Origin of the sequence: Pollutimonas bauzanensis (assembly GCF_900129885.1) — a bacterium.
GTDB lineage: Bacteria > Pseudomonadota > Gammaproteobacteria > Burkholderiales > Burkholderiaceae_B > Pollutimonas > Pollutimonas bauzanensis.
Genome location: NZ_FQXE01000015.1, coordinates 104472 through 131218, shown reverse-complemented (window position 1 = coordinate 131218; position 26747 = coordinate 104472). Strand labels below are relative to the sequence as shown.

The window sequence follows — 26747 nt, the reverse complement described above, 5'->3', positions numbered from 1 at the left end:
GGCTCTTCCCCATTAACGGGGGATCGGCACTCATCACACTCGGTTAATCACACCGTTCCAACCGCACTGGGCCAAGACCCGCATACGGTAATTCTCAAAATTCCTGAATCCGTACGCTCTGCGTGAGAGCATTTCCATTTTGGTGTGGAATCCTTCGGTGATCCCATTTGATTTGGTGAATCGCCACATTCGTACGATGGGCTCAAGCCATGATGTTAACGTGGCGGCCAACGCCCTGGCCGGGCTTTGTTCAAACTGGCGGATCAATGCCAGGAACTTGGGCAACATCTGTTTGGCTCGCTTAGCCTTCAAGTGCTTCATGACCAGAAAGCCGTTCAGTTGCTGTTTGGCGAAATACAACGCCCCCAGCACGGGCGACTGTGCCAGGTACTGGTGCAGTCGCTCCTTTTGCACCGAGGATAGATTCCAGTGATGGCGGCGCATCAGGCTCAGTAATCCTCGGTTCTTGCGCCCCTCAGGGTCGTGCTGCTGCCACAGCTTGAGCAAATGCTGGTTCACCAACCGAACGACATGGAAGCGGTCGGCCACGATCATGGCGTTGGGAAAGTACTGTTGTGCAATACGACGATAGGTCTCGGACAGATCCATCACAATGACCCGTACGTGCTCCTTGCCCGGCAAACGCTTCAAATAGCTGCGCAGGCTGGCTTCTGAGCGCCCCAGCACCACATCGAACACCTTGTGATGCTTCAAATCGACCAGCGTGCTGGCGTAGCCCTTTTTACGACTGAAAAAGTGCTCATCAATGCCCAGCACCTGGGGGCAGGTTCGACCCGACAGCTCCGAGACCCGTTGCTTGACAAACGATTGATACCAGCGCTCGACGGTGGCGCTGCCGATCCGATGCGTGCGAGTTAGTTGGTGCTGGCTCACGCCCCCGTCGTGGGCCTCGAAGACCTCCAGGCGATACGCTTCGGTGGCTCGGCGCCGCGGCCGGATGCCCGCGAAGCGGTGGCGAAAATAGCGATTGCAATCGGTGCAGTGGTACTTGGGCACGCGCAGGTGCAGCACCATCAACTGGTTGCCCTGGCGCGTGTGCTTGAGCGTTCGCTGGTGCGTGGCTTTAATACGTACCGACTCTTGCTGGCAATGTACGCACGCCAAGCGCTTGGCTGGCCTGGCCCAGACATGAATCTCTCGGCCTCTTTCCACTCGATCAATCAATAAATCTCTGATTCCTAGGATAGAATTTACTGGGGACATCGGCATTGCTTCCATTAAACGTGTTTCGTCGCAAAAACAAGTCTAATGAATGTCGGTGTCCCCCGTTAATGATGAAGAGCCTGCGGGTTTCTTGTTGCGGCCTATATAGGGCAAGGGCAGCGCAGCGACATCCTGCGCCATTATTCCGAAACCACGGAAATGGAAAAACCGTCCCATCCTTTGCTGCCGACAGTTTGAATGGCGGTGCTCGTCAAGCGGGGTTCGGCGCCCATGATTTCCAGGAAACTGCGCACGGCGAGCACGTCCGGATCCTTATTGCCGGGATCGGCAATGCAGCCTTTGCGAACCACGTTGTCGCCTATGATCACGGTGCCGGGGCGGGAAAGCTTCAGCGACCATTGAAGATACTCGGGATTGCTTTCCTTGTCGGCGTCGATGAAAATGAAATCGAAGGGTTCGGCCTGGTCGGCGACAAGTTTCTTCAGGCTATCCGTGGCCTTGCCCACCATGACCGAGACCATGCTTGATAATCCGGCCCCTTCGATGTTCTTGCGCGCCAGCGCCGCGTGGCTGGGGTCCAGTTCCAGGCTGACCAGTCTGCCGTCGGACGGCAGCGCCCTGGCGAGCCAGATCGTGCTGTAGCCGCCTAGCGTGCCGATCTCCAGAATTCGGCGGGCGCCTCGAATTTTAGCCAATAGATGCAGTAATTTTCCTTGATTGGGCGCGACGTTGATCGCCCGCAAGCCTGCTTCCGCGCTGCTTTCCAGTGTCGCATCCAGGGCGGGGTCCGCTGGTATCAGCTTGCTGGAAATGTACTCGTCTACGACAGCCCATCGATCCTGACTCATTGACCTGCTCCTTGTCTTGTCGGCGTGGCATGCGCGCTCTTGCCGCTAGCGGTTTCTGCGCTGCTTGCATACCGCTTGTCATTCTATTTCCAAATCATTGCGAGCGGCAAAGCGGGATAACCGGGGATGCAGCAGAACGCATTCGATCGCCTCCGTGGCGCGCAGATCGGCGGCTGCGTCAATTGATATCAGAATTGATATCAATTGACGCAAAACGATCGCTTGTTGAGAACGATATGTCCACCTATGATTTGCATCATCGATCAACCATGAAGCGCGCCGTCTTTCCCGGACCCGGCGCGCTCAAGAAAAAGCAGGCACGCCATGGCAAAGCCCAGGAAAGTAATCATCACGTGCGCGGTGACCGGCGCCATCCATACGCCCAGCATGTCGCGCTTCCTGCCCATCACGGCTGAAGAGGTCGCATCGGCCGCCATAGGCGCTGCAAACGCGGGAGCGGCGATCGTGCATCTGCATGCCCGGGACCCAAAGTGCGGCAGGCCCACCCAGGATCCGGCCATGTTCACGGAGCTGCTGCAACGCATCACGTCCGCGACGGATGCCGTTATTAACATTACCACCGGCGGGAATCCCCAGATGAGCATCGAGGAGCGTCTGCGCCCGGTGCAGACATTCGCGCCGGAGCTCGCCTCCCTGAACATGGGTTCCATGAACTTCGGCCTCTACCCGATGCTCGAGCGCTTCCGCGAGTTTCAACATCCCTGGGAGCCTGAAATGCTCGAGAACAGCAGGTGTTCGGTCTTCAGGAATACCTTTGCCGATATCGAATACATCCTGGTTCATTGCGGGGCGCAGGGCACGCGTTTCGAATTCGAGTGCTATGACATTTCCCATCTGTATAACCTCGCGCACTTCGCCGACCGCCAGTTGGCCAAGCCGCCATTTCTCATTCAGAGCGTATTCGGGCTGTTGGGAGGCATAGGCGCGCATCCCGAGGACCTGATGCACATGAAGCGCACCGCCGACCGGCTTTTCGGCGAGGATCACCAATGGTCCATCCTGGGCGCCGGGCGCAATCAGATCCCGCTGGCGACGATGGGGGCGACCCAAGGCTCGCATGTGCGCGTCGGCCTGGAGGACTCGCTCTGGATCGGGCCCGGCCGGCTCGCCGAGTCGAACGCTCAACAGGTCGAAAAGATCAGGACCATTCTCGAGGCGCTCTCACTGGAAATCGCCACGCCGCAGGAAGCGCGGGAACTGCTTCAGTTGAAAGGGTCTGCCGAAGTGAATTTCCAGGCTGACGCAATCGCACAATAATCCACGATAGAAACAGGAGACAATGAAGAATGAAAAAGTTGACAACAATACTCGCCACCGCGGCGCTTGGTCTGAGCATCCATTCCGGCGCCGGCGCCGAGGGCGCTTCGAGCTACCCCGGCAAACCTGTCAATATCGTCGTGCCGTTTGCGGCGGGGGGCGGTTCGGACACCCTCGCACGCACCGTTGGACAGAAACTCAGCGAGATGTGGAAGCAGCCTGTGGTGGTGATCAATAAGGCGGGAGCCGATGGCAACATCGGCGCGCAATTCGTCGCGTCCGCGCCAGCCGATGGCTATACCCTGATGGTGCTGGACATCGGGACCCTCACGATGGGTCCCATCTTCTACAAGAATCTTCCATTTGACCCGGCGACGGCATTCGATCCGGTGACGGTCCTGACCTTCTCGCCGCATACGCTCGTCGTGCACCCGTCGGTTCCAGCCAAGACCTTCAAGGAACTCCTGGAGTATTCGAAGGCCAATCCCGACAAGATGAATTTCGCAGCTCACAACAATTCGGCCGCCCTTGCGGGGCACAGGCTCTCGGCCGAAACCGGGATAGAAATGACGCAGATCCCTTATAAGGGAGCGGGCGCCGCCATGGTGGACCTCATGGGCGGCCAGGTGAACCTGTCGCTGGCTTCGCTCCTGCTTGTCAGCCCGCAAATAAAAAGCGGTGCGTTAAAGGCAATCGCCGTTGCGAGTCCGAAGCGCATGGCCTCCATGCCGGAAATCCCCACCCTGATGGAGTCGGGCGTCCCGGGCTACGTGATGGGATCCTGGCAGGCCGTGGTGGCGCCGGCCGGGGTGCCCGCCGAGATCGTGAAGAAAATCAATCTGGCTATCGCCGAAGCGTTGAAGGGTCCCGACGTAAAGGAGAAGCTGGAAGGCTCCGGCGCCGAGATCATCGCCAATTCGCCCGAGGAGTTTGGACGGCTGCTGAACGAACAGCGCAAGACATTCAAGGAAGTAGCCGCTCGCGCCAACGTCCAGACCAATTGACCGCAAAGGATATCCCAAGATGCAAAGAATACCTCTGGTGCCGGGCGACCTGGCCGAACCGAAACACGTGGTCGAGGCCATTCGTAAGCGCCGCGGCGGCGAACTGTCCAACCTCGACAGGCTGCTGCTCAATAGCCCCGTTCTTGCCGAAGCCTGGAATGCCTTTCTGGGAACCGTCCGCCAGCGCTTATCGCTCTCGCCCAAGGTTCGGGAGATCGTCATGTGCGCCGTGGCGGTGATCAACAAGGCGGAATACGAGTTCCACCATCATGCGCGGGAATTCGAAAAAGCCGGGGGGTCTTCCGCGCAGGTCGAGGCCATGCAGGACGTCGAGGCGGCCGCCCGGAATGCCGCGGTATTCAACGCGCAGGAGCGGATGGCTTTTCAGCTTACGCTCGAAATGACGCGAGACATCATTGTCAAGGAAGATGCCTTTGAGCAGGCCAACAGCCTGTTTTCGCGCGAGGAGCTTGTCGATCTGATTGCCACGATCGCGGCCTACAACATGGTGTCCCGGGTCGTCGTGGCCTGCGACATCCGGCCAGAGGATTGAATGGCGACTCCATGGCGCTGGACCAATGGGGCCTTGTTACTCGAGATATAAGGTATTGAATGCAACAGTCAAATGTAGTTGTCATCGGCTGCGGTCATATGGGCTGCGACATTGCGGCGATCTTTTTGAAGGCGGGATGGCGCGTACAGGCGGTGGAGCCTTTCGCCTCCAACCGTGCAGCGGCCGCCGGCCGCATGCGCGATGGAGTGGCGGTCCTGCAGGGTTCATGGAGCGACGAGTTGCTGCGCGTCACCGCGGGCATCGCCGAGGTGGATTGGAGCGAAGCACGGATCGTCATCGAGACGGTGAGCGAAGATCTGGCCACCAAGCAGCAAGTGTTCAGGGAGCTCGATGAGCGCGCCCCCGCGCATATCCCGATCGGCTCGAACAGCAGTGGCTTCCGGATCACCGACATCGCGGCCGGATGCTCAAGCGCCCATCGGATGGCCAATGCCCATTTCTTCCTGCCGGCGCACATCGTCCCGCTCGTGGAACTGGCAAAGGGAGAGAAGACGTCCGAGGCCGCGATCCTCGAGCTGCAAGAGGCTTTCGAGGCAGTCGGCAGGGTGGTCGTAAAGATCAACAAAGATCTGCCAGGCTTGCTGGCCAACCGTATTCAGCATGCCCTGATGCGCGAAGCGTTCTCGATCATTGATTCGGGCCTGGCGACGCCGGAGGACGTCGACAAAGCGGTTCGTTATGGTTTCGGTTTCCGATATGCGGCCGCCGGCCCCATCCTGCAAAAGGAGCTCTCCGGCCTGGATACCCAGCTCGCGGCGGCAAGTTCTATCTACCCCAGCCTGTGCAACGACCCTCAGCCATCGGCGGGCCTGCGGGCGCTCGTGGAGCAGGGGCGCGCGGGCACAAAGTCGCTGCGCGGTTTCTGGGATTGGACTTCGGAAGAGGCCGCGGCGGAACGCTTGCGCTTTGAGGCGGTGCTCAACCGCGCGGCCGAGCTGGTGCAGCATTCACCGGCAGTCCTGCCTGGCGCGTAAGATGCGTGCATCCATCCTCGCGCAAATGGGACGGGCATAATAGGCGCATGTTCACCGTTCAAGAGACAAATGGGTCCGCACTTCAATCTCAACAGCATCGTCACGTTTCTCGCGGTCGCCCAGGCCGGAAGCTTTCGAGCCGCCTCGGAGCGGCTGCATACGTCCGCCTCGGCGGTGAGCGCGCGCATCAAATTGCTGGAAACACGCCTTGGCGTCAAGCTCTTTGACCGGACAACGCGCTCGGTCGCGCTCACCGAGGCTGGGCGCCGCTTGCTGGACGCAGCCCTCAACGCCTGCGCGGCGCTTTCCAGCGTGGAGAAGACACTGCGCCAGGAGGCATCGCTTCAGCGCGGTGAAGTGACTATTGCGGTGGTGCCGTCGCTTGCTCAAGACGAGATTCCTTTCCTCCTGGCAGACTTCGTGCGCCAGTATCCGGGTATCAAGGTCAATCTTCTGGATATAGATTCGCATCGTAGCCTTCAGATGCTTGCCGCCGCGGAGGTGGACCTGGCCATTGTGTCTGAGCCAAGCGACCGCAAGAACGTCGTGTTCGAGCCGCTTTATTGGGACGCCTGCTCTCTCGTCGTCCCCAAAGGCCACCCGCTGGGCAAGAAGACCAGTGTGGCGCTTCGGGAACTGAAGAATCAGCCCCTGATGGTAAATCCTCAAGGCACCCTGCTTCGAAAAGTGCTGCAGCAAGCCTTCCTGGATGCGGATCTTGCGCTGCATGATGCCGCCCAACAGATCTCGACCGTGCCGACCCTTGTCCGCATGGTCGAGGCGGGGTTCGGGCTGGGGATAGCCCCGGCGCAGGCCCTGCGGCTGGTCGCCGCGGGGCGCTGCGAACTCATTTCCCTGAAAGGAAAAGTGGGCTGGACGGTCGGCATCGCCCGCATGGCGTCGCGATACGAAGCGCCGGCCAGCGCGGCATTGAGAGACATGCTTTTGCAGCGCTACGCGCAGGCTGCGGCCCCCCTTGCGCCGATGCCTCCGGCTGCGGTCCGCGGCGGCGGTTGATCGTATCGCCGGGGCGGGTTGCACGCCTCAATCATAAAAGTGGCTGCCCGCGGCGAGATCCGCATACTGCTTGTGCAGCCACGAGCGATAGCGCCTGAACAAACCGAACAGCGGTCCTACGGAATAGCGGGGGGTGGGTTTCCCGCTATGGCGCAGCCGCTTTGTGGCGCGAGGAGCCATGGGTTTTGGCGATACCGCACCGTGCGAGAAGCTGTGCAGCAGGGATGGCAGAACAAAGGCTGCCCGGCTCGGCCGCAGTTGGCCTTCATCCAGACCGTCGAAATCGGGGGTGGCAGCGAAAAGTGGAGAGAGCTTCATAAACTTGCCTTTTGCGAGAGACTGCAAAAAATCCATGCAGCGCATCGTGATCCATCGGAAACCCGTAGGGGCTTGATGGAGTAAACGCAAACCATGTGCCAACTCTGGAGGTTGGCGCGCAAGCCATTGATTGTATTGATTAATTTATGTTTTATGCGGTCGGGGAGCCCGGCCTGGCGCTTATTGCGGACCGCGTTCGCGGTCCGTCATGGTGCATTGCAGCATGAGGCTGCACCATAAGGGTTCACCCTTATGCCGCTGTCCGGATTTTTGTCAGTCGAAGCCGCGCCGCTTGGCGTTGAGCTTGCGTTCGAGCTTGCCTATGTATTGTTGGACAATAAAATTCATGGGATTGGACAAGTTGTGGAACTTGCAGCCCAGCAGGCGGATTTTTTTGTCGTTGAGCAGTGTTTCGTCCAGCGAGCGCTTGATCTGCAGCCCGGTCACCACGGTGCCCGCTTCCGGCAAGTCCAGGGTGCAGTCTTTGTAAATCGTGCCCAGGGAATTGTCCAGCAGATGCTCGTTGTCGAGGATGGAAACGCCTCCCGCGCTGATGTCCTGGATTTGCAGCTTGACGTCTTTCCTGGCGCCTTTGCCGTCGGCGATGGAAAGGGTGCACAGGGCCGGCTCGCTGACCGGGATGTCGACGCGGTAGTATTCGCGCCGCTGCACGCGCCTGATGGATTCCGGGAACGGAATGCGCAATGCGGGCAGGTTGTCCTGCAGGCACGGGCTGACCCGGTGGACGGAAAACTGTATGCGGACTTTGTCGAGATTGGTTTCGAACGACACTTTTTCCGCGCTGGAGATGCGCCGATTGAAATCCTCGTCGGCCGAGTTGTCGACGATGAGCGTATTGCCGTCCGGTTCGATTTCCAGGATGGTCGTGATGATGGCGACGCTTCTTCCCTCGACGTGCATCCTGAGCAGGGCCTTTTTTTCTTCGATCGACCGCAGCAGCGACTGGATCTCGAGCCTGGATGTGACCAGAAACTGATCTTCCCCGTCGTTCGCGGCGCTAGAGGTGGCAATAGACATTTATTGTGACGATTTCGGTAAGAGACAATGGACGGGACAGAACAATTCACCGAGAGGTAGTCTACCCGATTATGGGCCGATTTCGGCTTATTCTATTTGATTCTTGCCAGCGCGCAGCGGGCCGCGGCCAGGTCCCATGCCGCGCATCCCACCGTCTTGAAAACGATGGGGTGGTCGAATGGCGCGCCATGGGCCAGCGCGTCCGCCAGAGAACGCACCGCCGACCAGTCCACTTGCGCCTGTATCAGGTCGCCCGCCTCGTGCCGCGCGCCGGCCGGATCGTCCACATAGATCCGGCTGCCCGCCAAGGTGGCGGGGCCGATTTCGGCGAGTTCGGGCTTGAAAGCGCCCACGCCGACCAGCAGCAGGCCGGCTCGGGCAGGCCTGGTGTAGACGGGGACGGCGCTGGTGGTAAGCGTAATGACGGCGTCGATGTCGTCCGGCGTGGCCGCGGCGGCTTGCAGTTGCAATGGCAGGGACCGATGCGCGTCGATGAAGGCCTGCACCCTTTCCTGGCTGCTGCCCACGGCGGTGACATGCAGGCCGGGATAGAGGGCGGCCAGCGCTTCGATATGGCCGCCAGCCTGCGTGCCCGTGCCTATCAGCGCCACCCGCCCGGGAGGCCGGGCGAGGAAGGTCTTCAGGCCCAGCATGGTGACGGCGGCGGTGCGGCGCGCCGTGACGGTGGGGCCGTCGAGCACGCACAATTCGCGCCCGCTGCGGCCATCGAACGCCGAGACGACGCCGTGTATGGTGGGCAGATCCAGCGCGCGATTGCCGGGCATTACGTTCACGAGCTTATGGATGCCGATATCGCGCGCCGTGGCTGGCATGGACAGCATGACTCCTCCTTGGGGGAATGGCACGACCTGGCGTTCGGGCGCATGAATGGCGCCGCTGGCGTATTCGGAGCAGGCCAGCGCCAGCGCGGCGACCAGTTCGGGAAACGGCAGCAGCGCGGCGGTTTCTGCGGCATTGAAGACGGCAATGGAAGGGGCTGGCATGGGTTATCTCTCTGTTTTCGGGCCAAAACATTGTAATAATGCCTTGTGGATGGATGAAAGCAGGTCATAGTGTCGCTTTTGTTTGCCTCCATGTCCCGGACAATCGGGAAAATATCAGGAAGACCGAATGAATATCGCAGAATTATTGGGCGCATTGGGCGTGGATGCGGCAGCCTCGGCCGGGCCGGACCTGACGGTGCGCTCGCCGATAGACGGCGGGCGCATCGCGCAATTGCGCGAGCATAGCGCCGCCCAGGCGAATGCCGCCATCGACGCCGCGCACGGCGCCTTCCTGGCATGGCGGCAGGTGCCGGCGGCGCGCCGCGGCGAACTCGTCCGCCTGCTGGGCGACGAACTGCGCGCCAACAAGCAGGCCCTGGGGCGGCTGGTATCTGTCGAGGCCGGCAAGATCCTGGCCGAAGGGGCGGGCGAGGTCCAGGAAATGATAGACATCTGCGACTTTGCCGTGGGGCTGTCGCGCCAGTTGTATGGTTTGACGATAGCGTCCGAACGGCCCGGCCATCGCATGATGGAAACCTGGCATCCGCTGGGGGTCGTCGGCGTCATCTCGGCGTTCAACTTTCCGGTGGCGGTATGGTCGTGGAACACGGCCCTGGCCATAGTCTGCGGCGACGCCGTGGTCTGGAAGCCATCGGAGAAAACCCCCTTGGCCGCCTTGGCGTGCCAGGCGCTATTCGAGCGCGCCTTGAAAAAATTCGGCGATGCGCCCGAGGGCCTATCGCAGGTGTTGATCGGCGGACGCGAGATCGGGCAGGCGCTGGCCGATCACCATCGCGTTGCGCTGCTGTCGGCCACCGGCTCCACCCGCATGGGCCGCGAAGTCGGTCCGCGGGTGGCGGCGCGCTTCGGCCGTTCCCTGCTGGAGCTGGGCGGCAATAACGCCATTATCGTGGCGCCGAGCGCCGATCTGGACATGGCGGCGCGCGGCATCCTGTTCGGCGCCGTGGGAACCGCCGGGCAGCGCTGCACCAGCACGCGCCGCTTGATCGTGCATCGAAGCGTGGCCGGCGATTTGCTGGCCAGGCTGGAAAAAGCCTATGCCGGCGCGCGGATAGGCAATCCCCTGGACGCGGAAACGCTGGTCGGCCCCCTGATAGACCGGGTGGCGTTCGATGGCATGCAGGCGGCGCTGCGGCAGGCGCGCGCCGAAGGCGGCAAGGTGTCGGGCGGCGAGCGCCGCCTGGCCGGGCAGTATCCCGAGGCCTGGTATGTGGCGCCGGCGCTGGTCGAGATGCCGGCGCAGACGGAAGTGGTGCGCCATGAAACCTTCGCGCCCATACTGTATGTCATGCGCTATGACGATTTCGCCGGCGCCCTTCGATTGCAGAACGAGGTGCCGCAGGGCTTGTCGTCGGCGGTCTTCACCAACGACTTGCGCGAAGCGGAATGGTTCATGTCGGCGTCAGGCTCGGACTGCGGCATCGCCAATGTCAATATCGGGACATCGGGCGCCGAGATCGGCGGCGCGTTCGGGGGCGAAAAGGAAACCGGCGGAGGGCGGGAATCGGGTTCGGATGCGTGGAAGGCTTATATGCGCAGGGCGACCAACACCGTGAATTATTCGCGCGAGCTGCCGCTGGCGCAAGGCATCCAGTTTGGCGGCCAGCCATAGGGCCAGCGCGGGGCATTGCCGGCCCCGCGCTGGCCGCGGCCGGATCATTCGATGGCTTTCACCATGTCTTCGATGACTTTCTTGGCATCGCCGAAAACCATCATGGTCTTGTCCATGTAGAACAGTTCATTGTCCAGGCCGGCATAGCCCGCCGCCATGGAACGCTTGTTGACGATGACCGTGCGCGCTTTGTAGGCTTCCAGGATAGGCATGCCGGCAATGGGCGACTGCGGATCATTCTTGGCGGCCGGGTTGACGACGTCATTGGCCCCCAGCACCAGCACCACATCGGTCTGGGAGAATTCGCTGTTGATGTCATCCATTTCGAACACCTGGTCGTAAGGCACCTCGGCTTCGGCCAGCAGCACATTCATGTGGCCCGGCATGCGCCCGGCCACCGGGTGGATGGCGTATTTGACGACCACGCCGTTGGCGGTCAGCTTTTCGGCCAGTTCCTTGAGCGCATGCTGGGCGCGGGCGACGGCCAGGCCGTAGCCCGGGACTATCGTGACCGATTCCGCATTGCTCATGAGGAAGGCCGCGTCGTCGGGACTGCCCGACCTGACGTTGCGCTGCCCCTGGTCCGCGGCGGCGGCCGAGCCCGGCGCGGCGCCGAACCCGCCCAGGATCACATTGAAGAAGGACCGGTTCATGGCCTTGCACATGATGTATGAAAGGATGGCGCCCGATGAGCCGACCAGCGAGCCGGCGATGATGAGCATGGGGTTGTTCAAGGAAAACCCGATGCCGGCGGCGGCCCAGCCCGAATAGCTGTTGAGCATGGACACCACCACTGGCATGTCGGCCCCGCCTATCGGAATGATGATGAGCACGCCCAGCGCGAAGGCCAGGAGGGTCATGATGATGAAGGGCAGCCACAACTGCGTTGCCATGAACCACAGGCCGCAGGCCAGCATGGCCAGCGCCAGCGCCAGGTTGACGATGTGCTGGCCCGAAAACACCACGGGGGCGCCCTGGAAGAGCCGGAACTTGTATTTGCCCGACAGCTTGCCGAACGCGATGACCGAGCCCGAAAAGGTGATCGCGCCGACGAAGGTGCCAATGAACAGTTCCAGCCGGTTGCCCACCGGGATGGGCGCGCCCGCGGCGGCGATGTTGAAGGCGTGCGGCTCGGCCACGACGGCCACGGCGATGGCCACCGCCGCCAGGCCTATCATGCTGTGCATGAAGGCGACCAGTTCGGGCATCTTGGTCATTTCGACCCGCTTGGCCATCACGGTGCCCACGGTGCCGCCGACCAGCAGGCCCAGCAGCACCCAGCCCAGGCCGATGCCGGTCTTGCCGTCGGCCGCCAGGCTGGCGATCAGGGCCGCGGTGGTCAGCACGGCGATCGCCATGCCGGCCATGCCGAAGGCATTGCCGCGCTGCGAGGTGGTTGGGTGCGACAGGCCCTTGAGCGCCTGGATGAAGCACACCGACGCTATCAGATAGAACAGCGTCACCAGATTGATGGAGATCATGCCTTGCCTCCCGCGGGTTTTTTGTCTTTTTTCTTGAACATTTCCAGCATGCGGCGCGTGACCAGGAAGCCGCCGAACACGTTGACGGCGGCGAGCGCCACGGCGAACACGCCCATGTAGCGGGCCAGGCTGCTTTCAGTCAGCGCGGCGGCCAGCATGGCGCCCACGATGACAATGGCCGAGATGGCGTTGGTGACGGCCATCAGCGGCGTGTGCAGCGCGGGGGTGACGTTCCACACCACATGGAAACCCACGTAGATCGCCAGCACGAAGATAATGAAATTGATGAGGGTGGGGCTTACGGCTTCCATCAGGCGCTCCTTAAGACTTTGCCGTCCATGCACATCAGGCAGGCAGTGATGATTTCGTCGTCTTGCTTTATGGCAAGCTTGCCTTCGGCGTCGGCGATGAGTTTCATGAAGTCCAGCACATTGCGCGCATAAAGCGCCGAGGCGTCGGTGGCGACCAGGGCCGGCAGGTTGCTCAGGCCTATCAGGGTGACGCCATGCTTTTCAACGACCTGGTCTTTTTCCGAGAGCGGGCAGTTGCCGCCCCGCTCGACCGCGAGGTCGACGATGACCGAGCCGGGTTTCATGCCCTGCACCGTCTCAGCGCTGATCAGCACCGGGGCGGGGCGGCCCGGAATCAGCGCAGTGCTGATCACGATGTCGGCCTGGCGGCAGCGCTCGGCCACCAGGGCCGCCTGGCGCGCCATCCACGCCGCCGGCATGGGGCGCGCATAGCCGCCCACGCCTTGCGCTATTTCGCGCTCTTCGTCGGTCTCAAAGGGAACGTCGATGAATTTGGCCCCCAGCGATTCGATCTGTTCTTTGGCGGCGGGCCGCACATCGGAAGCCTCGACCACGGCGCCCAGGCGCTTGGCGGTCGCGATGGCTTGCAGGCCCGCGACCCCGGCGCCCAGCACCACCACGCGGGCGGCCTTGAGCGTGCCGGCCGCGGTCATCATCATGGGGATCAGCCGCCCATATTGATTGGCCGCCAACAGCACGGCCTTGTAGCCGGCCAGGTTCGCCTGTGAGGACAGGACGTCCAGGCTTTGCGCGCGCGTGATGCGCGGCGCGGCTTCCAGGGCGAACGCGGTCAGGCCGGCCTCGGCCAGCTGCGCAATGCCGGCCGGGTCGAAAGGGTCCAGCATGCCGACCAGGACGGCCCCGCGCTTCATGTGCCGGCGCTCCTGCTCATTGGGCGGGCGCACCTTCAGGACGATGTCGGCGCCCAGCGCCTGGGCGCTGTCGACCAGTTGCGCGCCCGCCTGTGCGTAGGCGTCATCCGGATAATGGGCGGCCGCGCCGGCCCCGCGTTCGACCACGACGGTATGTTTGCCGGCCAGGTATTTTTTGATGGTTTCGGGTGTTGCGGCGACGCGCGTTTCGCCGGCCAGGCTTTCCCGTGGAATTCCTATCTGCATACAGCCTCTCCCAGGTTTTTACTTTTAATGACGGCTACTATACCCGAAGTTTTGACACTGTTTGACCACGAGCCTAAGCGCAAGCCTCGCCCCTCAGGGCGAGGTCGAGCGAGGCAAGACCAATGCGGCGCCGAAGGCGCCCCCGCATTGTGGCGGAGACGCTCCGGCCGACGGGTCGGCGTTCTTCACTGTCATCCGGGCGAAAATCCTATAGACTCGAAGCGACGTCATGTTGGAGAAGCGAATATGGGACTTTTAGACTCTATTGTTGCCGCGATGGGAACAGAAAATCCGCAGGCACGGGCCCAGGCGGCATTGCTGCCTGCCCTGATCGAACAAGTCAAAGCCTATCCCGGCGGCTTGCCGGGCCTGATCGAAAAATTCCAGCAGGGGGGGCTGGGCGAAGTCATCGCCTCCTGGGTCGGCAGCGGGAAGAACCAGCCCGTCACGCCGGACCAGTTGCATGCGGTGCTGGGCGACGACATCGTCAACAGCCTGTCGCAGCGCTCGGGCCTGGACGTCGGCGCGGTATTGGGCAGCCTCAGTGTGATGCTGCCCAGCCTGGTCGACCAGGCCACACCCGATGGCGCCCCGGTGGCGGGGCGGGCGGGCGAGGGCTCCGTGCTGGGGTCCTTGTCCGGCATTCTGGGCCGGCTTTAGGCTCAGCCCTTGCTGGCGTCCAAGGCCTGGGTCAGGTCGGCCAGGATATCGTCGACATGCTCCAGCCCGATGGACAGGCGCACCATGTCTTCGCCCACGCCGGCATCGGCCAGTTCCTTGGGATTGAGCTGCCTGTGGGTCGTGGATGCCGGATGGCAGGCCAGCGATTTGGCGTCGCCGATGTTCACCAGCCGCAGTATCAGCTGCAGCGCATCGATGAAGCGCGCCCCGGCGGCGCTGCCGCCCTTGATGCCGAAGCACAGGATGCTGGCGGGCTTGCCGCCCAGGTATTTCTGCGCCAGGCCATGCTCGGGATGGTCGCTCAGGCCGGCGTATTGCACCCAGGAAACCTGATCGTGCCCCTGCAGGAATTGCGCCACTTTCAGCGCGTTTTCGGTATGGCGCTCCATGCGCAGGGACAGGGTTTCGATGCCTTGCAGGATCAGGAAGGCATTGAACGGCGATAGGGCCGCGCCCGTATTGCGCAGCGGCACCACGCGGCAGCGCCCGATGAACGCCGCCGGGCCGAAGGCCTCGGTGTAGACCACGCCATGGTAGGACGGGTCGGGCTCGTTGAGCATGGGAAAGCGCTTTTTGTTTTCGGCCCAGGGGAATTTGCCCGAATCGACCACGGCGCCGGCGATGGTGGTGCCGTGCCCGCCCATGTATTTGGTCAGCGCATGCACGATAATGTCGGCGCCGTGTTCGAAAGGCCGGCACAGCGCGGGCGAGGCCACGGTATTGTCGACGATCAGCGGCACGCCATGCCGGTGCGCAGCGTCCGCGAACGCCTGGATATCGACGATATTGCCCGCCGGATTGCCTATGGTTTCGCAGAACACCGCTTTGGTGTTGTCGTCGATCAGGGCTTCAAGCGCCGCGACATCGTCGTGCGGCGCGAATTTCACCGTGATGCCCTGGCGCGGGAAAGTATGGGCGAAGAGGTTATAAGTGCCGCCATACAGCTTACTGACCGATACAATATTATCCCCGGCTTGTGCGATAGTCTGGATAGCATAGGTGATGGCCGCCATGCCCGAGGCCACCGCCAGCGCCGCCACGCCGCCTTCAAGCGCGGCGACGCGCTCTTCGAGCACCGCATTGGTGGGGTTCATGATGCGTGTATAGATATTGCCGGCCACTTTCAGGTCGAACAGGTCCGCGCCGTGCTGCGTACTGTCGAAGGCATAGGACGTAGTCTGGTAAATTGGGACGGCCACGGCCTTGGTGGTGGGGTCGGGCTGGTAGCCGGCATGGATCGCAAGTGTCTCGAATTTCATGTGTCTGGTCTTCTAAGTTGGTCGGGTAAGTGGCGGACAATGCAGCCATCGTACCGGGCTATTTAGCCGGGCGATAGAATATTGTCCGATTTCAATATAGCCGATAGTAATAAAATCCCGTTACGGGTTCCAGTCTCGGAACTTTACTGGCGCTCAATGTCGAAAAGCTCATCCCCCGAAGAATAAACCCGGTGACTTGGGTTAGCATTCTAGGTATTCGCCATGTATTGTGCCGGGGGGCTGTCCCGTGGTTTTAGAGGCCGTAAATGAAAGTTTGGTTAAAGCGGGTACTTATCAGTATCGTCGTGGTGTTCCTGGTTGCCTTGGTAGGTATCGCAATCTTTCTCCTGACATTCGACCCGAACGCCTATAAAAGCAAGCTCGAGGAAATCGTCTATAACCGTTATCAACGCAGCTTGGCCATCAAGGGCGATATCGAGTTATCGCTGTTTCCGCGCATCGGTTTGTCCGTGCAGGGCGTATCGCTGTCCGACCGCAATAGCACCGATACCTTCGCCTCCATAGACAGCGCCCGTTTCGCGGTGGCGATATGGCCGCTGATGTCCAACCGGCTCGTGGTCGATCATGTCGCCGTCACGGGCTTCAAGGCATGGCTCATACGCGACGAGCACGGCGCCTTCAATTTCCGCGACCTGGTCGAGCGCCAGTCCGCGGTCGCCGCGCTGCTGGCCCCGGCGGCGGCCATGGCGACGGCGGCCTTGCCCGCGCCGGCGGCGTCCGGCGCGGCAGGGGCGCAGGCCGCTCCTCCGGCGCCGGCGCCGCCCGCCAGGCAACTGCCGGCGGCCCTGGCCAGCCACGCCGCTTCCGGCACCGACTTCCAGATCGACATCGCCGGGCTGGACCTGAAGAACGGCGAAATTCATTTGTTCGACAAGGTAACGGGCTCGGTCGCCCGCGTCCTGCAGCTGGACGTCAATACCGGCCGGATGACGTTCAACCAGGCCTTCGATGTCGCGCTCAAAGGCAAGCTCATCGGCGACTTTCCGGTGGCGGACGCCAACCTCGAGGGGCAGGCCGTCGTCAAGTTCAATCCTGAAGAGCAGACCTACTCCGCCCAGAAGATCAATGTGCTGATCAACGGCAAGCTGGGCCAATTGCAGGCCAAGTCCGCCACCTTGCGGGGCAACCTGGCGTATAGCGCCTACTCCGAGATGTTCAGCGCCAGCAATGTCGAACTCCTGGTGCAAGGCGAGCTCGGCGGCGATACGCCGGTGAAGAACCTCGAAACCAGCCTGATCGTGCCCCAGTTGAAGGTGGACCGCAGCCAGGCCGAGCTGCAGGTCGAAAAGCTGGCGTATCGGGCCAAGGGCAATCTGCCCGACCAGAATTTCGATATTGCCTTCGACGCGCCCAGCCTGTCCATATCGCCCGAGGCTGCCAAGGGCGAGCCGGTTTCGGGCACGGTGAAGCTCAGGGGCGGCGGCAAGGTGCTGGGCGTGGCGCTGGGCCTGAGCGGCATAGGCGGGGACGCGCAGAAGCTGACGCTCAAGGAACTCAAAATAGACGGCGGCGTGAAAGAGGGCGACCGCCTGGTGCAGCTCAAGATGACCTCGCCGGCCAACTGGGATATGTTCGAAAGAAAGGGCGCCCTGTCCGCCATGAAGGGCGACGTAAGGATAGAAGACGCGGCCCTGCCCGGGGGCAGCTTCGAGATCCCTTTCATCGGCAGCCTGCAGGCCGATCTCATCAAGGATGAGCTGGTCAGCGAAATCAATGCCGTGCTCAGCAGCAGCAAACTGGATTTCCGCGTCCAGGCCACGAATTTGAAAGACCCCAAAGTCGCCTTCAACCTGGCCGCGGACAAGCTGGACTTCAATACCGTCTTTCCGCCCGTGGTGGTCAAGGCGCCGCCGCCCCCTGCGGCCAAGGACGGCGCGAAGCCGGCGGCCGAGCCGGCGCCCAAAGCCGCCGAGCCGGCCGCGCCGGTCGCGGCGAACAAGCTGGATTTGTCTTTCCTGAATTCCGTGGACCTGATCGGCAATATCGCGATCGGCGAGGTCAAGATCAAGGACGTGCAGGCCAAGCAGTTCGCCGCGGCCCTGCGCGCGGTGGACGGCCAACTGACGATCACCGGCCTGAAGGCGGATCTGTATGCAGGCAAGCTGGACGGCAAAATCACGGCCAATTCCAAAAATGTCCTGGGCGCCGACCTGTCTCTCGACAATGTCGCGCTCGGCCCTTTGCTGCAGGACTTGTCGCAGGAAGGCCGGCTGACGGGGCTGGGCACGATCAAGATCAAGGTCGAGACCGAAGGTTCGACCGTGCCGGCGCTCACGGCGGGCTTGACGGGCATGGTGCAGGCGCGGGTGCGCGACGGCGCGGTCAAAGGCATCAACGTCGGCCAGACCTTGCGCGAGGCCAGGGATGCCGTGCGCAATATGTTCAGTGGTCAATTGCCGGACGTCGCCACCCAGTTCGACATGGGGCGCCAAACGGATTTCACGTCGCTGGACGCGGACATAGAATTCAACCGCGGCCAGGGCACGATAAAGAAACTGAATCTTGTGGCGCCCCTGCTGCGCGTGTCGCAAGGTACGCCGGCATCGCTGGACATCGTCAATAAGCAGCTCGATGTCAGCATCAACGTGCGCGTCGTCAATACCTCGACCGGGCAGGGCGGCAAGGAACTCGACGAACTGAAAAACGTGACGGTTCCGCTGCGCATTTCCGGCCCCTTCGACAAACTCGGCTACCAGGTCCAGTGGAAGGAAATCGGCAGCAAGGCGGTGAAAGAGGCGGTGCAGGGCGGCTTGATGGACCTGCTGTCCAACCAGATAGGCAAGGTGCCCGAAGCCGAGGCGGAGGGCGCGGCGCCCGCATCGCCGATTCCCGCGCCGCCGAAGAAACCCATGGACCCGGTGAAAAGCATAGGCGACGCGCTAAAAGGACTTCTTGGCCAATGATCTCGATTCTTTATTTTCCCATTGCCGCCTGCGGCGGCATCGATAAGCCGGATGCGGCCCCCTACGACAAGCGCTGGCTGGTGGTCGACGAGTCGGGCGGCTGGCTGAGCCAGGCCCGCTGCGGGAAGCTGGCCGATATCAAGGTCGATATCAGCATGGGCTGCCTGGTCATGCGCGCGCCAGGCATGCTGCGCCTGGATATTCCGCTGGACGTGATCGAAGACGACGACAGCGTGCGCCGCCAGGCGGTGGTGGGCGGGCAGCGCGTGGATGTCGTGGACGAAGGCGAGCTGGTTGCCACATGGGTGTCGAAATTCCTGGGGCAGCCGTGCCGGCTGGTAAAGGTGCATCCCGATGCGGGGCCGGTGTTTTGGCCCTGATGCGGCGGCTCACGCCGGCGCGGTAAGGCGCTGGTACTTGGCCAGCAGCATGTCCTGGTCTTCCGGGCAGTCCAGGTCGAACACGATGCATTCGACCGGGCATACGACCTGGCACTGGGGCTCATCGAAGTGCCCCACGCACTCAGTGCAGTGCGTGGGTTCGATTTCGTAGATTTCCAGGCCCATGGAGATCGCGTTGTTGGGGCATTGCGGCTCACAGACATCGCAATTGATGCATTCTTCAGTAATGCGCAGAGCCATGATTTTTTCCTGCAAAAACAGACAGATGGAATCAGGCCCGCGACGCTCGCGGCGCGGCGGGACCAGGCATTAGTGTAATGCGCAATGCGGGCGGGCGCCGGATTACCCCTATCTGGATTGTTCTTGTTCTTCGCGGCGGGCCTTGGCCTTGCTGTGCAGCCATCTTTCCACGGAAGGGAACACGAACTTGCTGACATCGCCGCCAAAGATGGCGATTTCACGCACGATGGTGCCCGAAATAAACTGGTATTGGTCCGATGGCGTCATGAATAGGGTTTCGACTTCGGGCAACAGATGGCGGTTCATGCCGGCCATCTGGAACTCGTATTCGAAGTCCGACACGGCGCGCAAGCCGCGCACGATGACGCGGCCATTCTGCTGGCGCACGAAATCCTTCAGCAGGCCGTCAAAGCTGTGCACTTCGACGTTGGGGTAATGGCCCAGCACCTCGTGGGCGATTTCGACCCGTTCTTCTATCGAAAAGTACGGCTTTTTGGCATGGCTGTGGGCGATGCCCACCACGACGCGGTCAAACAGGCCGGCAGCGCGACGAACCAGGTCTTCGTGACCGCGCGTCAGTGGGTCGAATGTTCCAGGATAGACGGCAGTAATCATGCGGATTCCGGATTTCAAAAAGGGATAGAGGACGGCATGCCCTCTTGAGCATCGCCGGGCTTAAGCTTATTCAGTTCGCTGGTGTTGGGATTATTGACTTTTTTTTGCAATGCAGCAAATCGCAGAAGATGGAAATGCACGTGGCCGGCCCTGGATAGCCGCAAAATCTCGAAAGATGCCGGCGCCGCCACCGGCGCTTCCGATTCAATATACAGCAAGCCGTCCTGGCTGAGAACCGCCGGCAGTTTGTCCCACAGGCGCTCGAGCCAGCCTTGACCGAAGGGAGGGTCGAGCATGACCAGGTCGAACCGGGCATGGTCCAGGCGCTCCAGGACCATAGGGGCGCTGCCGGCATGAATGCGGACCTGCTCGGCCTTGAGGCGGCTTCTCAGGGCGCGCAGGGCGGCGACCGCGGCGGGGTTGTTCTCGACCATCTGTACATGCGCCACGCCCCGCGATGCGGCTTCGAAACCCAGCGCGCCTGTGCCCGCGAACAGGTCCAGCACGCGCTTTTGCGAGAAGTCGCCCGCCCACAGGTGATGCAGCCAGTTGAACAGCGTTTCGCGAACGCGGTCGGGCGTCGGGCGCAAGCCCGCGGCCTCGATGACAGGTATGGGTGTTCGGCGGTAATCACCGCCTACAATACGAACTACATGCTTCTTCATGCGCGGTCTGGGAACGTTCAGTGGCGTTAATCAAATATATTCGGGTAGTGTAAAACGTATGTTCAGTTTCTTTAAAAAAAAGCAGGCCACGCCTGCCGAAACCCATGAGCCGGACGCTGTAGCAGCAGATGCACAGAAGGCGGCCGACGCCCCGGCGCAGCTTGCGCCGCAAGGCCATGAAGAACCGATAGCGCCAATAGCGCCGCAGGCACAGGCACAGGCACAGCCGCATCAGCCGGAGAGCGTGGCGCGGGAACCCGCGCCGCCGGCTCCGGCTACCGAGGCGGGCGGAGCCGGGCTTTCCTCCATGGAAGCGCCCGCGGCGCCTGCCCCGCAGCCAGAGGCGCCTGCAACGGGGGGGGCGGCCGCCACCGAGAAAAGCACCTGGCTGACACGGCTCAAGAAAGGCCTGTCGCGCACCGGGCAGAATATCGGCGGCTTGTTCGTCGGCGTAAAGGTCGATGAATCCCTTTTCGAGGACCTGGAAACGGCGCTCATCATGGCGGACGCCGGCGTCGAGGCGACCGAACAGTTATTGACGGCCTTGCGCGCGCGGGTGCGCAAGGAGCGTCTCGCCGAGGCCGGGCAGGTGAAGGCCGCGCTGCGCGACATATTGGCCGAACATCTGGCGCCGCTCGAAAAGCCGTTTCCTTTGGGCCAGGCCGCGCCTTTGGTGATCATGATTGCCGGCGTGAACGGCGCGGGCAAGACCACCTCGATAGGCAAGCTGGCCTATGCCTTCCAGGCCCAGGGCGCCAAGGTGCTGCTGGCCGCCGGCGATACATTCCGGGCGGCTGCGCGCGAACAGCTCATGGAATGGGGCGCGCGCAACAACGTGACCGTCATCACTCAGGAAGGGGGCGATCCCGCGGCCGTGGCCTTCGACGCGGTGAACGCAGGCCGCGCCCGGCAGGCCGATGTGGTCATGGTGGATACCGCCGGCCGCTTGCCCACCCAGCTGCATTTGATGGAAGAGCTCAAGAAGATCAAGCGGGTCATAGGCAAGGCCGACGGCGCCGCGCCGCACGAGGTCCTGCTGGTCATCGACGGCAATACCGGGCAGAACGCCATTGCGCAGATACGGGCTTTTGACGCGGCCATCAATTTGACTGGCCTGGTGGTGACCAAGCTGGACGGCACGGCCAAGGGCGGCACCTTGGCGGCGGTGGCGGCGGGCAGCCAGGGCGTGCGCCCGGTGCCGGTGTACTGGATAGGCGTGGGCGAGGGGCTGAACGATTTGCAGCCTTTTGTCGCCCGCGAATTCGCCGCGGCGCTTATCGGCGATTAGATTAGCCGTGAGGGCCTGCCGCGGGCCGGAGCGGCGGGGCGGGACGGGCGGGGACGGGCGCCGGGTCAGGCCTTCTTGCCCTTGAAACGCCCGGCCTGGGCCAGGCGCAGGAATTCGGCCTGGGCCTCGGCTTTTTTCCGCTCTTGCATGGCGCTCAGCCAGCCTACGGCGAACCAGGCCTGCGGCTGGCTCGCGGCAAGCCCCTGATAATAGTCCTGCGCGATGTATAAATCGTTCAGGTCCCCCAGCGTGTGCTGCGTGTCGGCCAGCGCGTCGCGCAGGCGGGCATAGCTTTTGCCGGACAGCATGCTCGCCGCGAACTCCATGCTGTAGCGCAGGCCTTTGACGCGCTTGCGCAGGCTATGCTGGGCGTCTATGGCCAATTGCCCGAATTGCGCCCCTTGCCGGCAGATATCTTCCAGGCGCTTGTTCAGCCGTTTGCTCAATGCCTTGCCCAGCTTGCCGGCCGCGGGCGGCGCCGCGCCGGCACGCGGCTGCGCGGTTTCGTTCACCGCGACGAGGTGGTTCAGCAGCGTCAGCAGGGTTGCCTGGAAACCGGCGCTGGCGGCCAGCGCCTGCGTGGCATCGGTGCTGTGGTCATCCGGGCCGGGCAAGGCCAGCTCCGGCATGCCCGCGCGCATCAGGCGGGGCGCGACGACCAGCGCTATGACGTCGCGGTCGCGCGCCTGGCCCAGCAAGGAAAAATAGCGCCGCAGCTCGGTGCCCAGTTCAGCCTCATCGATCTCGACCCATTTGCCGAAGAATTTCCAGCACGAGCGGATACGGCGGATGCCGACGCGCAATTGATGCACATATTCGACCCGCAGCTCGGCCGTCGCGCCGGCGCTGTCGGCGCCCGCCAGGTAGGTGGCGTTGCGGATGATCTGGTTCATGCAATCGTTGGCGCATAGCCGGTAGGCCTCGTGCGCGGCATGGGCGGGGTCCAGCACTATCGGGCCGGCGCGGCGCGGCAGGCGCAATTGCGCCGGTTCAGGCGTGTCGCCAGCCTGCCGCGCCGCCGGCGCCAGGCTGCCTGTCCGCGCGCCGACTGCATCGCGGGCCAGCGCATCGCCGCGCTCGGCCTTGCTGCGCAGGTCCAGTATGAGCCCATGTCTTGCCAGCCATTGCCGGGCGACCGCGAAAAGATGGTCGGTGCCGCCCGACACCAGTTCGAGTTCGAGTTCGCATATGGGCAATTCAAGCTGGCCCGCCTTGATCACCCCCTGGTCGTAGGCGAATTCGATGGCGCCGCCGCGGCCCTTTTTCTTGAGCACCAGGCGGTCGACCTCGGTTTCATAGCGCAGCTCCAGCGGGCATTCAAGCTTTTTCAGGGCGCGTTCGATGGCGCTGCCCTGGTAGACGCTCAAGTCCAGGGTCGCGTCGGGCCGTGGAGTGTTGATCTCCACGCGCGACAGTTCGTCGGGGCCCGGCGTCTTGATCGTCTGGACCCACTGGCTGCCTTCCTTGCGCAGGCGCAGCGCGATCCTCGCCTGGGCCAGTTCATGCTTTTCCGTGTCGAAATAACGGGCGTGCAGGGGAAGCACTGCGGCGTTCAGCTTGCGCAACGCTTTTTCCAGCGCGGCGCGCTTATCGGCGGGTACATGGAATTTGAGTTCGCGTTCAAGCATTGTGGCCCCTTGCGGATCATGGGCGCATCTTACCGTTTTATTGCGGGAGCAATTTGACAGTTGCGTGACATTAATATGACAGCAGGAACGTCCGCGCCTATCCGCCCGGATGTTCCTTGGCGCGGGCCGGCCTGTATCCCAGCTTTTCGGAAATGGCCGCGGCGCATTCCTTCAGCGCCAGGGCGATAGGACCTTGCGCGCTGGCGTCGAAAAGCGTCGCCGGCCCCAGGCTGGTCAGGGCCAGCACGATATTTCCGGAATGATCGAATACCGGCACCGACAGCGCGTCGATGCCGGGCAGCGGATTGCCCAGGGCCTGCGCGATCCCCGCCTGCCTGATCTCCGACAGCAAGGCCTTCAGGGCGTCGGCGCTGGGCCGCAAGGGGCTGATGCTGGTCACGACCGAGGTGTCGCCGGCTTCGCGCTGTATATAGTGCTGCGCTATCCTGGGCGGCAGCCAGGCCGCGAAGACATGGCCCGTCGCCGTGTGCAGCATGGACATCACGGTGCCCTTGCGCATATTGACATGCACTGGATAGCTGGCCTCGGAGATATGTATCATGGTCGGCCCGTGCGAGCCAAGCACGGCGACTGCCAGCGTATGCCCGATCTGGCCGGCCAGCTGGTTGATCGCCGGCAGCGCCACCCGCACGGGGTCCAGGCGCTGCAGGCTGACCAGGCCCATCTGCAAGGCGAACGGGCCCAGTTCGTACTGGCCGCTGGCGGCGTCTTGCTGGACCAGGCCTACGCGCGCAAAGCTGACCAGATACGGATGCGCCTTGGCCGATGTCATGCCGGCGCGCGCGGCCAGATCGCGCAGGGTAAGCGCCGCGCCCGAGTCGACCAGCGCCGCCAGCAGGGGGAAGCCCGTTTCCACGGACTGGATGCCGCGCCGCCCGTCATTGCCGGGCCTGGCGTCTGTCTTTGTTTCGCGCATGGATAAATCGTGTTATGTTTTATGCGGATATTACCCGGCTTTGAACGGCCGAGGTCGGGAAGGCGTTAAAATGACCCAACTTTTTACTGAGCCTATAGTCATGAACAAGCCGTCCGACGTGGATTTCGATACAACGCCATCCTACGATATCTCTCCCGTCACTGAAATCGTCTCCGAATTGCGCGCCGGCCGTCTGGTGATCCTGGTCGATGAAGAAGACCGCGAAAACGAAGGCGACCTGCTCATGGCCGCCGAATTCGTCACGCCCGAGGCCATCAATTTCATGGTCACCCACGCCCGCGGCCTGGTGTGCCTGACACTTACCGAAGAACGCTGCCGCCAGCTCGAGCTGCCCCTGATGGCAAGCCGCAACGGCACCCGTTTCGGCACCAATTTCACCATGTCCATCGAGGCCGCCGAAGGGGTGGACACCGGCATTTCGGCAGCCGACCGGGCGCGCACCATCCTGGCGGCCGTGGCGCGCGACGCCAAGCCCAGCGACCTGGTCCAGCCGGGCCATATTTTCCCGGTCCAGGCAGTGCGCGGCGGGGTGCTGGTGCGCGCCGGCCACACCGAAGCCGGCTGCGACCTGACCGCGCTGGCGGGCCTGACGCCCGCCGCGGTCATTTGCGAAATCCTCAAGCCCGACGGCACCATGGCGCGCCTGCCCGACCTGAAAATATTCGCCCGCGAGCACGGCCTTAAAATCGGCACCATCGCCGACCTCATTCAGTACCGCAGCGAACACGAGTCCATGATAGAACGGCTGGCCAGCCGCAGCATGAAAACGCCATGGGGCGAATTCCTGGCGGTGGCCTACCGCGACTTGTCCTCTGGAGCGCCCCACATGGCGCTGGTGCACGGCGACATCACGCCCGATACCGAAACGCTGGTGCGCGTGCATGAACCCACCAATATGCTCGATGTCCTGTTCGAGGGCGCCACGACGCACAGCTGGAGCGTATCCGATGCGCTCAAGGCGATCGCGGCCGCGCCTTGCGGGATCCTTGTCATGCTGAACTGCCAGGGGTCCTCCGATTTATTGTTCAGTCAGTTCGAATCCTGGAACCAGGCGGCAAGCCCCGACACGCATGCCGTCGACCGTGAAAGCCGCTATGGCCTTCTTACTTACGGCATTGGCGCGCAGATCATGCGCGATCTGAACGTAGGCCGGGCGCGCTTGCTGGCGCGGCCGCGAAAAATGCCCAGCATGACAGGGTTTTCCCTGACCATAACGGGCTACGATAGTGACCCTCTTTCCACCCCATAACAGGAATTACTGACTATGAACCCATATACTTTGTCTCCCGATCTGAACGGGGAAGGTCTGCATATAGGCATTGTGCGGGCTCGTTTCAACGAGCCGATCGGGCAAGCCGAGCTGGAATCCTGCCTGGCCGAACTGGCCGAATTGGGCGTAGATGAGCGCGATGTCATGCTCGTGTCGGTTCCTGGCGCGCTGGAACTGGGCGTCGCCCTGGCGCAAATGGCCGAAACCTTCGAATTCGATGCGCTGATCGCGCTGGGCGCCGTGGTTCGCGGCGACACCTATCATTTCGAAATCGTCAGCAATGAAAGCGCGTCGGCCATCAGCCGCGTGTCGCTCGAAACCGGCATTCCCGTGGCCAACGGCGTGCTGACCACCGACACGGACGAGCAGGCGCAAGCGCGCGCGGCGGAAAAGGGACGCGATTGCGCACGCAGCGCTGTTGAAATGGCGAACCTGGTCGCCGCCCTCGAACCCGAAACCGAAGACGACGAGGATTTCGACGAAGACGAGGATGAGGACGAAGACGACGAGGACGAGGACGAAGATTTTGACGACAAATAAAACGCAGGGCGCGCCTTCGGGCGCCCCTCCCCGTGCCAACGCTCGCAGCGCGCGGCGGCGCGCGCGCGAATTCGCCTTGCAGGGCGTTTATTCGTGGCTGTTGCACGGCGACGCCGGCCTGCAGGAAGCGGGCGCCATCGATGCGCACATCCGCGACGACGAGGAATTCCAGGAAGCCGACGCCACATGGTTCAAGACCCTGCTGCATGGCGTGCTGCGCGAAGCGCCGGCGCTGCGCGTAAGCTTCATGCCCTATGTCGACAGGCCTCTGGCTGAACTATCGCCCATCGAGCACGGCATTCTATTGATAGGCAGTTTCGAGCTTATCCACCACACCGAGGTACCGTACAAGGTGGCGATCAACGAAGCGGTGGAACTGGCCAAGTCCTTTGGCGGCACGGATGGCTTCAAGTTCGTCAACGGCGTCCTCGATAAAATGGCCGCCGATGTCCGTCCCCACGAGGTCCAGGCGGCTGCCGCGCGTCGCTAGAGGGC

The 26747-nt window shown here is 62.5% G+C and carries 27 protein-coding genes; 13 read left to right on the top strand and 14 right to left on the bottom strand.

Annotated features, from left to right (window positions below; all coding sequences use genetic code 11):
* Nucleotides 1–33: 33 nt before the first annotated feature.
* Together BUB23_RS21870 and BUB23_RS21865 are read right to left on the bottom strand one after the other, a co-directional pair.
* The gene (locus tag BUB23_RS21870) at nucleotides 34–1185 is read right to left on the bottom strand and encodes an ISL3 family transposase (RefSeq protein WP_218598908.1); all 1152 of its coding nucleotides are present in this window, start codon (nucleotides 1183–1185) and stop codon (nucleotides 34–36) included.
* 179 nt (nucleotides 1186–1364) lie between these two features.
* A complete protein-coding gene (locus BUB23_RS21865; RefSeq protein ID WP_073107937.1) occupies nucleotides 1365–2033 on the bottom strand; it encodes an O-methyltransferase in 669 nt (222 codons plus the stop codon).
* A 324-nt stretch (nucleotides 2034–2357) separates the two neighbouring features.
* Here BUB23_RS21865 and kce point away from each other — a divergent pair, with 324 nt between their 5' ends.
* The 5 genes from kce to BUB23_RS21840 all read left to right on the top strand — a co-directional run bounded on the left by kce (nucleotide 2358) and on the right by BUB23_RS21840 (nucleotide 6880).
* Nucleotides 2358–3311 (top strand): 3,5-dioxohexanoate:acetyl-CoA acetone transferase, encoded by a 954-nt coding sequence (gene kce, locus BUB23_RS21860; protein ID WP_073107934.1) that lies wholly within the window; start codon nucleotides 2358–2360, stop codon nucleotides 3309–3311.
* Nucleotides 3312–3340: 29 nt separating this feature from the next.
* Nucleotides 3341–4315, top strand: a complete 975-nt coding sequence (locus BUB23_RS21855) for a Bug family tripartite tricarboxylate transporter substrate binding protein (RefSeq protein ID WP_073107932.1) — start codon at nucleotides 3341–3343, stop codon at nucleotides 4313–4315.
* A gap of 19 nt (nucleotides 4316–4334) precedes the next feature.
* Nucleotides 4335–4868 carry a carboxymuconolactone decarboxylase family protein gene (locus tag BUB23_RS21850; protein WP_073107930.1) on the top strand — a complete coding sequence of 178 codons (534 nt, stop codon included), beginning with the start codon at nucleotides 4335–4337 and terminating at the stop codon, nucleotides 4866–4868.
* A 59-nt stretch (nucleotides 4869–4927) separates the two neighbouring features.
* Nucleotides 4928–5863, top strand: a complete 936-nt coding sequence (locus tag BUB23_RS21845) for a 3-hydroxyacyl-CoA dehydrogenase family protein (RefSeq protein ID WP_073107927.1) — start codon at nucleotides 4928–4930, stop codon at nucleotides 5861–5863.
* 69 nt (nucleotides 5864–5932) lie between these two features.
* On the top strand, nucleotides 5933–6880 hold the full coding sequence (locus tag BUB23_RS21840) for a LysR family transcriptional regulator (RefSeq protein ID WP_073107923.1): 948 nt from the start codon (nucleotides 5933–5935) through the stop codon (nucleotides 6878–6880).
* 27 nt (nucleotides 6881–6907) lie between these two features.
* Here the strand turns inward: BUB23_RS21840 and BUB23_RS21835 are convergent, their stop codons facing one another.
* The 3 genes from BUB23_RS21835 to lhpI form a co-directional block, all read right to left on the bottom strand.
* On the bottom strand, nucleotides 6908–7234 hold the full coding sequence (locus tag BUB23_RS21835) for a hypothetical protein (protein ID WP_143161080.1): 327 nt from the start codon (nucleotides 7232–7234) through the stop codon (nucleotides 6908–6910).
* A gap of 237 nt (nucleotides 7235–7471) precedes the next feature.
* A complete protein-coding gene (locus BUB23_RS21830; RefSeq protein WP_073107915.1) occupies nucleotides 7472–8236 on the bottom strand; it encodes a flagellar brake protein in 765 nt (254 codons plus the stop codon).
* A gap of 92 nt (nucleotides 8237–8328) precedes the next feature.
* On the bottom strand, nucleotides 8329–9240 hold the full coding sequence (lhpI, locus tag BUB23_RS21825) for a bifunctional Delta(1)-pyrroline-2-carboxylate/Delta(1)-piperideine-2-carboxylate reductase (RefSeq protein ID WP_073107910.1): 912 nt from the start codon (nucleotides 9238–9240) through the stop codon (nucleotides 8329–8331).
* A 127-nt stretch (nucleotides 9241–9367) separates the two neighbouring features.
* Here lhpI and amaB point away from each other — a divergent pair, with 127 nt between their 5' ends.
* On the top strand, nucleotides 9368–10873 hold the full coding sequence (amaB, locus tag BUB23_RS21820; RefSeq protein WP_073107907.1) for an L-piperidine-6-carboxylate dehydrogenase: 1506 nt from the start codon (nucleotides 9368–9370) through the stop codon (nucleotides 10871–10873).
* A gap of 44 nt (nucleotides 10874–10917) precedes the next feature.
* On the opposite strand, the gene BUB23_RS21815 is transcribed toward amaB, so the two are convergent.
* From BUB23_RS21815 to BUB23_RS21805, 3 genes are read right to left on the bottom strand one after another with little or no spacing between them, the layout of a single operon-like run.
* Entirely contained in the window at nucleotides 10918–12354 is a 1437-nt protein-coding gene (locus tag BUB23_RS21815) for an NAD(P)(+) transhydrogenase (Re/Si-specific) subunit beta (RefSeq protein WP_073107903.1), read from the bottom strand.
* Nucleotides 12351–12665, bottom strand: coding sequence for an NAD(P) transhydrogenase subunit alpha part 2 (locus BUB23_RS21810; RefSeq protein ID WP_073107898.1), 315 nt, complete (start codon nucleotides 12663–12665; stop codon nucleotides 12351–12353). The genes BUB23_RS21815 and BUB23_RS21810 overlap by 4 nt, the downstream gene beginning before the upstream one ends.
* Entirely contained in the window at nucleotides 12665–13783 is a 1119-nt protein-coding gene (locus BUB23_RS21805; RefSeq protein ID WP_073107893.1) for a Re/Si-specific NAD(P)(+) transhydrogenase subunit alpha, read from the bottom strand. The genes BUB23_RS21810 and BUB23_RS21805 overlap by 1 nt, the downstream gene beginning before the upstream one ends.
* A gap of 246 nt (nucleotides 13784–14029) precedes the next feature.
* Between BUB23_RS21805 and BUB23_RS27890 the strand changes: the two genes are divergently transcribed.
* Entirely contained in the window at nucleotides 14030–14443 is a 414-nt protein-coding gene (locus tag BUB23_RS27890) for a YidB family protein (RefSeq protein WP_073107890.1), read from the top strand.
* A 2-nt stretch (nucleotides 14444–14445) separates the two neighbouring features.
* Here the strand turns inward: BUB23_RS27890 and BUB23_RS21795 are convergent, their stop codons facing one another.
* Complete coding sequence (locus BUB23_RS21795; RefSeq protein WP_073107885.1) at nucleotides 14446–15723, bottom strand: bifunctional O-acetylhomoserine aminocarboxypropyltransferase/cysteine synthase; 1278 nt, start codon at nucleotides 15721–15723, stop codon at nucleotides 14446–14448.
* Nucleotides 15724–15989: 266 nt separating this feature from the next.
* Here BUB23_RS21795 and BUB23_RS21790 point away from each other — a divergent pair, with 266 nt between their 5' ends.
* Nucleotides 15990–18647: an AsmA family protein gene (locus BUB23_RS21790; protein ID WP_073107880.1), complete on the top strand. Its 2658-nt coding sequence runs from the start codon at nucleotides 15990–15992 to the stop codon at nucleotides 18645–18647.
* Nucleotides 18644–19027 (top strand): MOSC N-terminal beta barrel domain-containing protein, encoded by a 384-nt coding sequence (locus BUB23_RS21785; protein ID WP_073107873.1) that lies wholly within the window; start codon nucleotides 18644–18646, stop codon nucleotides 19025–19027. Before BUB23_RS21790 ends, BUB23_RS21785 begins: the two co-directional genes overlap by 4 nt.
* A 9-nt stretch (nucleotides 19028–19036) precedes the next feature.
* On the opposite strand, the gene BUB23_RS21780 is transcribed toward BUB23_RS21785, so the two are convergent.
* The 3 genes from BUB23_RS21780 to BUB23_RS21770 all read right to left on the bottom strand — a co-directional run bounded on the left by BUB23_RS21780 (nucleotide 19037) and on the right by BUB23_RS21770 (nucleotide 20568).
* A complete protein-coding gene (locus tag BUB23_RS21780; RefSeq protein WP_073107870.1) occupies nucleotides 19037–19288 on the bottom strand; it encodes a YfhL family 4Fe-4S dicluster ferredoxin in 252 nt (83 codons plus the stop codon).
* A gap of 108 nt (nucleotides 19289–19396) precedes the next feature.
* Nucleotides 19397–19903 carry a pantetheine-phosphate adenylyltransferase gene (gene coaD / locus BUB23_RS21775; RefSeq protein ID WP_073107867.1) on the bottom strand — a complete coding sequence of 169 codons (507 nt, stop codon included), beginning with the start codon at nucleotides 19901–19903 and terminating at the stop codon, nucleotides 19397–19399.
* A gap of 14 nt (nucleotides 19904–19917) precedes the next feature.
* Nucleotides 19918–20568 (bottom strand): RsmD family RNA methyltransferase, encoded by a 651-nt coding sequence (locus BUB23_RS21770; RefSeq protein WP_073107864.1) that lies wholly within the window; start codon nucleotides 20566–20568, stop codon nucleotides 19918–19920.
* Nucleotides 20569–20626: 58 nt separating this feature from the next.
* Here BUB23_RS21770 and ftsY point away from each other — a divergent pair, with 58 nt between their 5' ends.
* The gene (ftsY, locus tag BUB23_RS21765) at nucleotides 20627–21856 is read left to right on the top strand and encodes a signal recognition particle-docking protein FtsY (protein WP_073107861.1); all 1230 of its coding nucleotides are present in this window, start codon (nucleotides 20627–20629) and stop codon (nucleotides 21854–21856) included.
* Between the two features lie 65 nt (nucleotides 21857–21921).
* On the opposite strand, the gene BUB23_RS21760 is transcribed toward ftsY, so the two are convergent.
* Both BUB23_RS21760 and BUB23_RS21755 read right to left on the bottom strand, forming a co-directional pair.
* The gene (locus BUB23_RS21760; RefSeq protein WP_073107858.1) at nucleotides 21922–23484 is read right to left on the bottom strand and encodes a CYTH and CHAD domain-containing protein; all 1563 of its coding nucleotides are present in this window, start codon (nucleotides 23482–23484) and stop codon (nucleotides 21922–21924) included.
* Nucleotides 23485–23581: 97 nt separating this feature from the next.
* Nucleotides 23582–24421, bottom strand: a complete 840-nt coding sequence (locus tag BUB23_RS21755) for an IclR family transcriptional regulator (protein WP_073107855.1) — start codon at nucleotides 24419–24421, stop codon at nucleotides 23582–23584.
* Between the two features lie 100 nt (nucleotides 24422–24521).
* Here BUB23_RS21755 and ribBA point away from each other — a divergent pair, with 100 nt between their 5' ends.
* From ribBA to nusB, 3 genes are read left to right on the top strand one after another with little or no spacing between them, the layout of a single operon-like run.
* Nucleotides 24522–25691 (top strand): bifunctional 3,4-dihydroxy-2-butanone-4-phosphate synthase/GTP cyclohydrolase II, encoded by a 1170-nt coding sequence (gene ribBA / locus BUB23_RS21750; RefSeq protein WP_073107852.1) that lies wholly within the window; start codon nucleotides 24522–24524, stop codon nucleotides 25689–25691.
* Nucleotides 25692–25706: 15 nt separating this feature from the next.
* Nucleotides 25707–26252, top strand: coding sequence for a 6,7-dimethyl-8-ribityllumazine synthase (gene ribH, locus BUB23_RS21745; protein WP_073107849.1), 546 nt, complete (start codon nucleotides 25707–25709; stop codon nucleotides 26250–26252).
* Nucleotides 26239–26742: a transcription antitermination factor NusB gene (nusB, locus tag BUB23_RS21740; protein ID WP_073107845.1), complete on the top strand. Its 504-nt coding sequence runs from the start codon at nucleotides 26239–26241 to the stop codon at nucleotides 26740–26742. The genes ribH and nusB overlap by 14 nt, the downstream gene beginning before the upstream one ends.
* The last annotated feature ends 5 nt before the right edge of the window (nucleotides 26743–26747 follow it).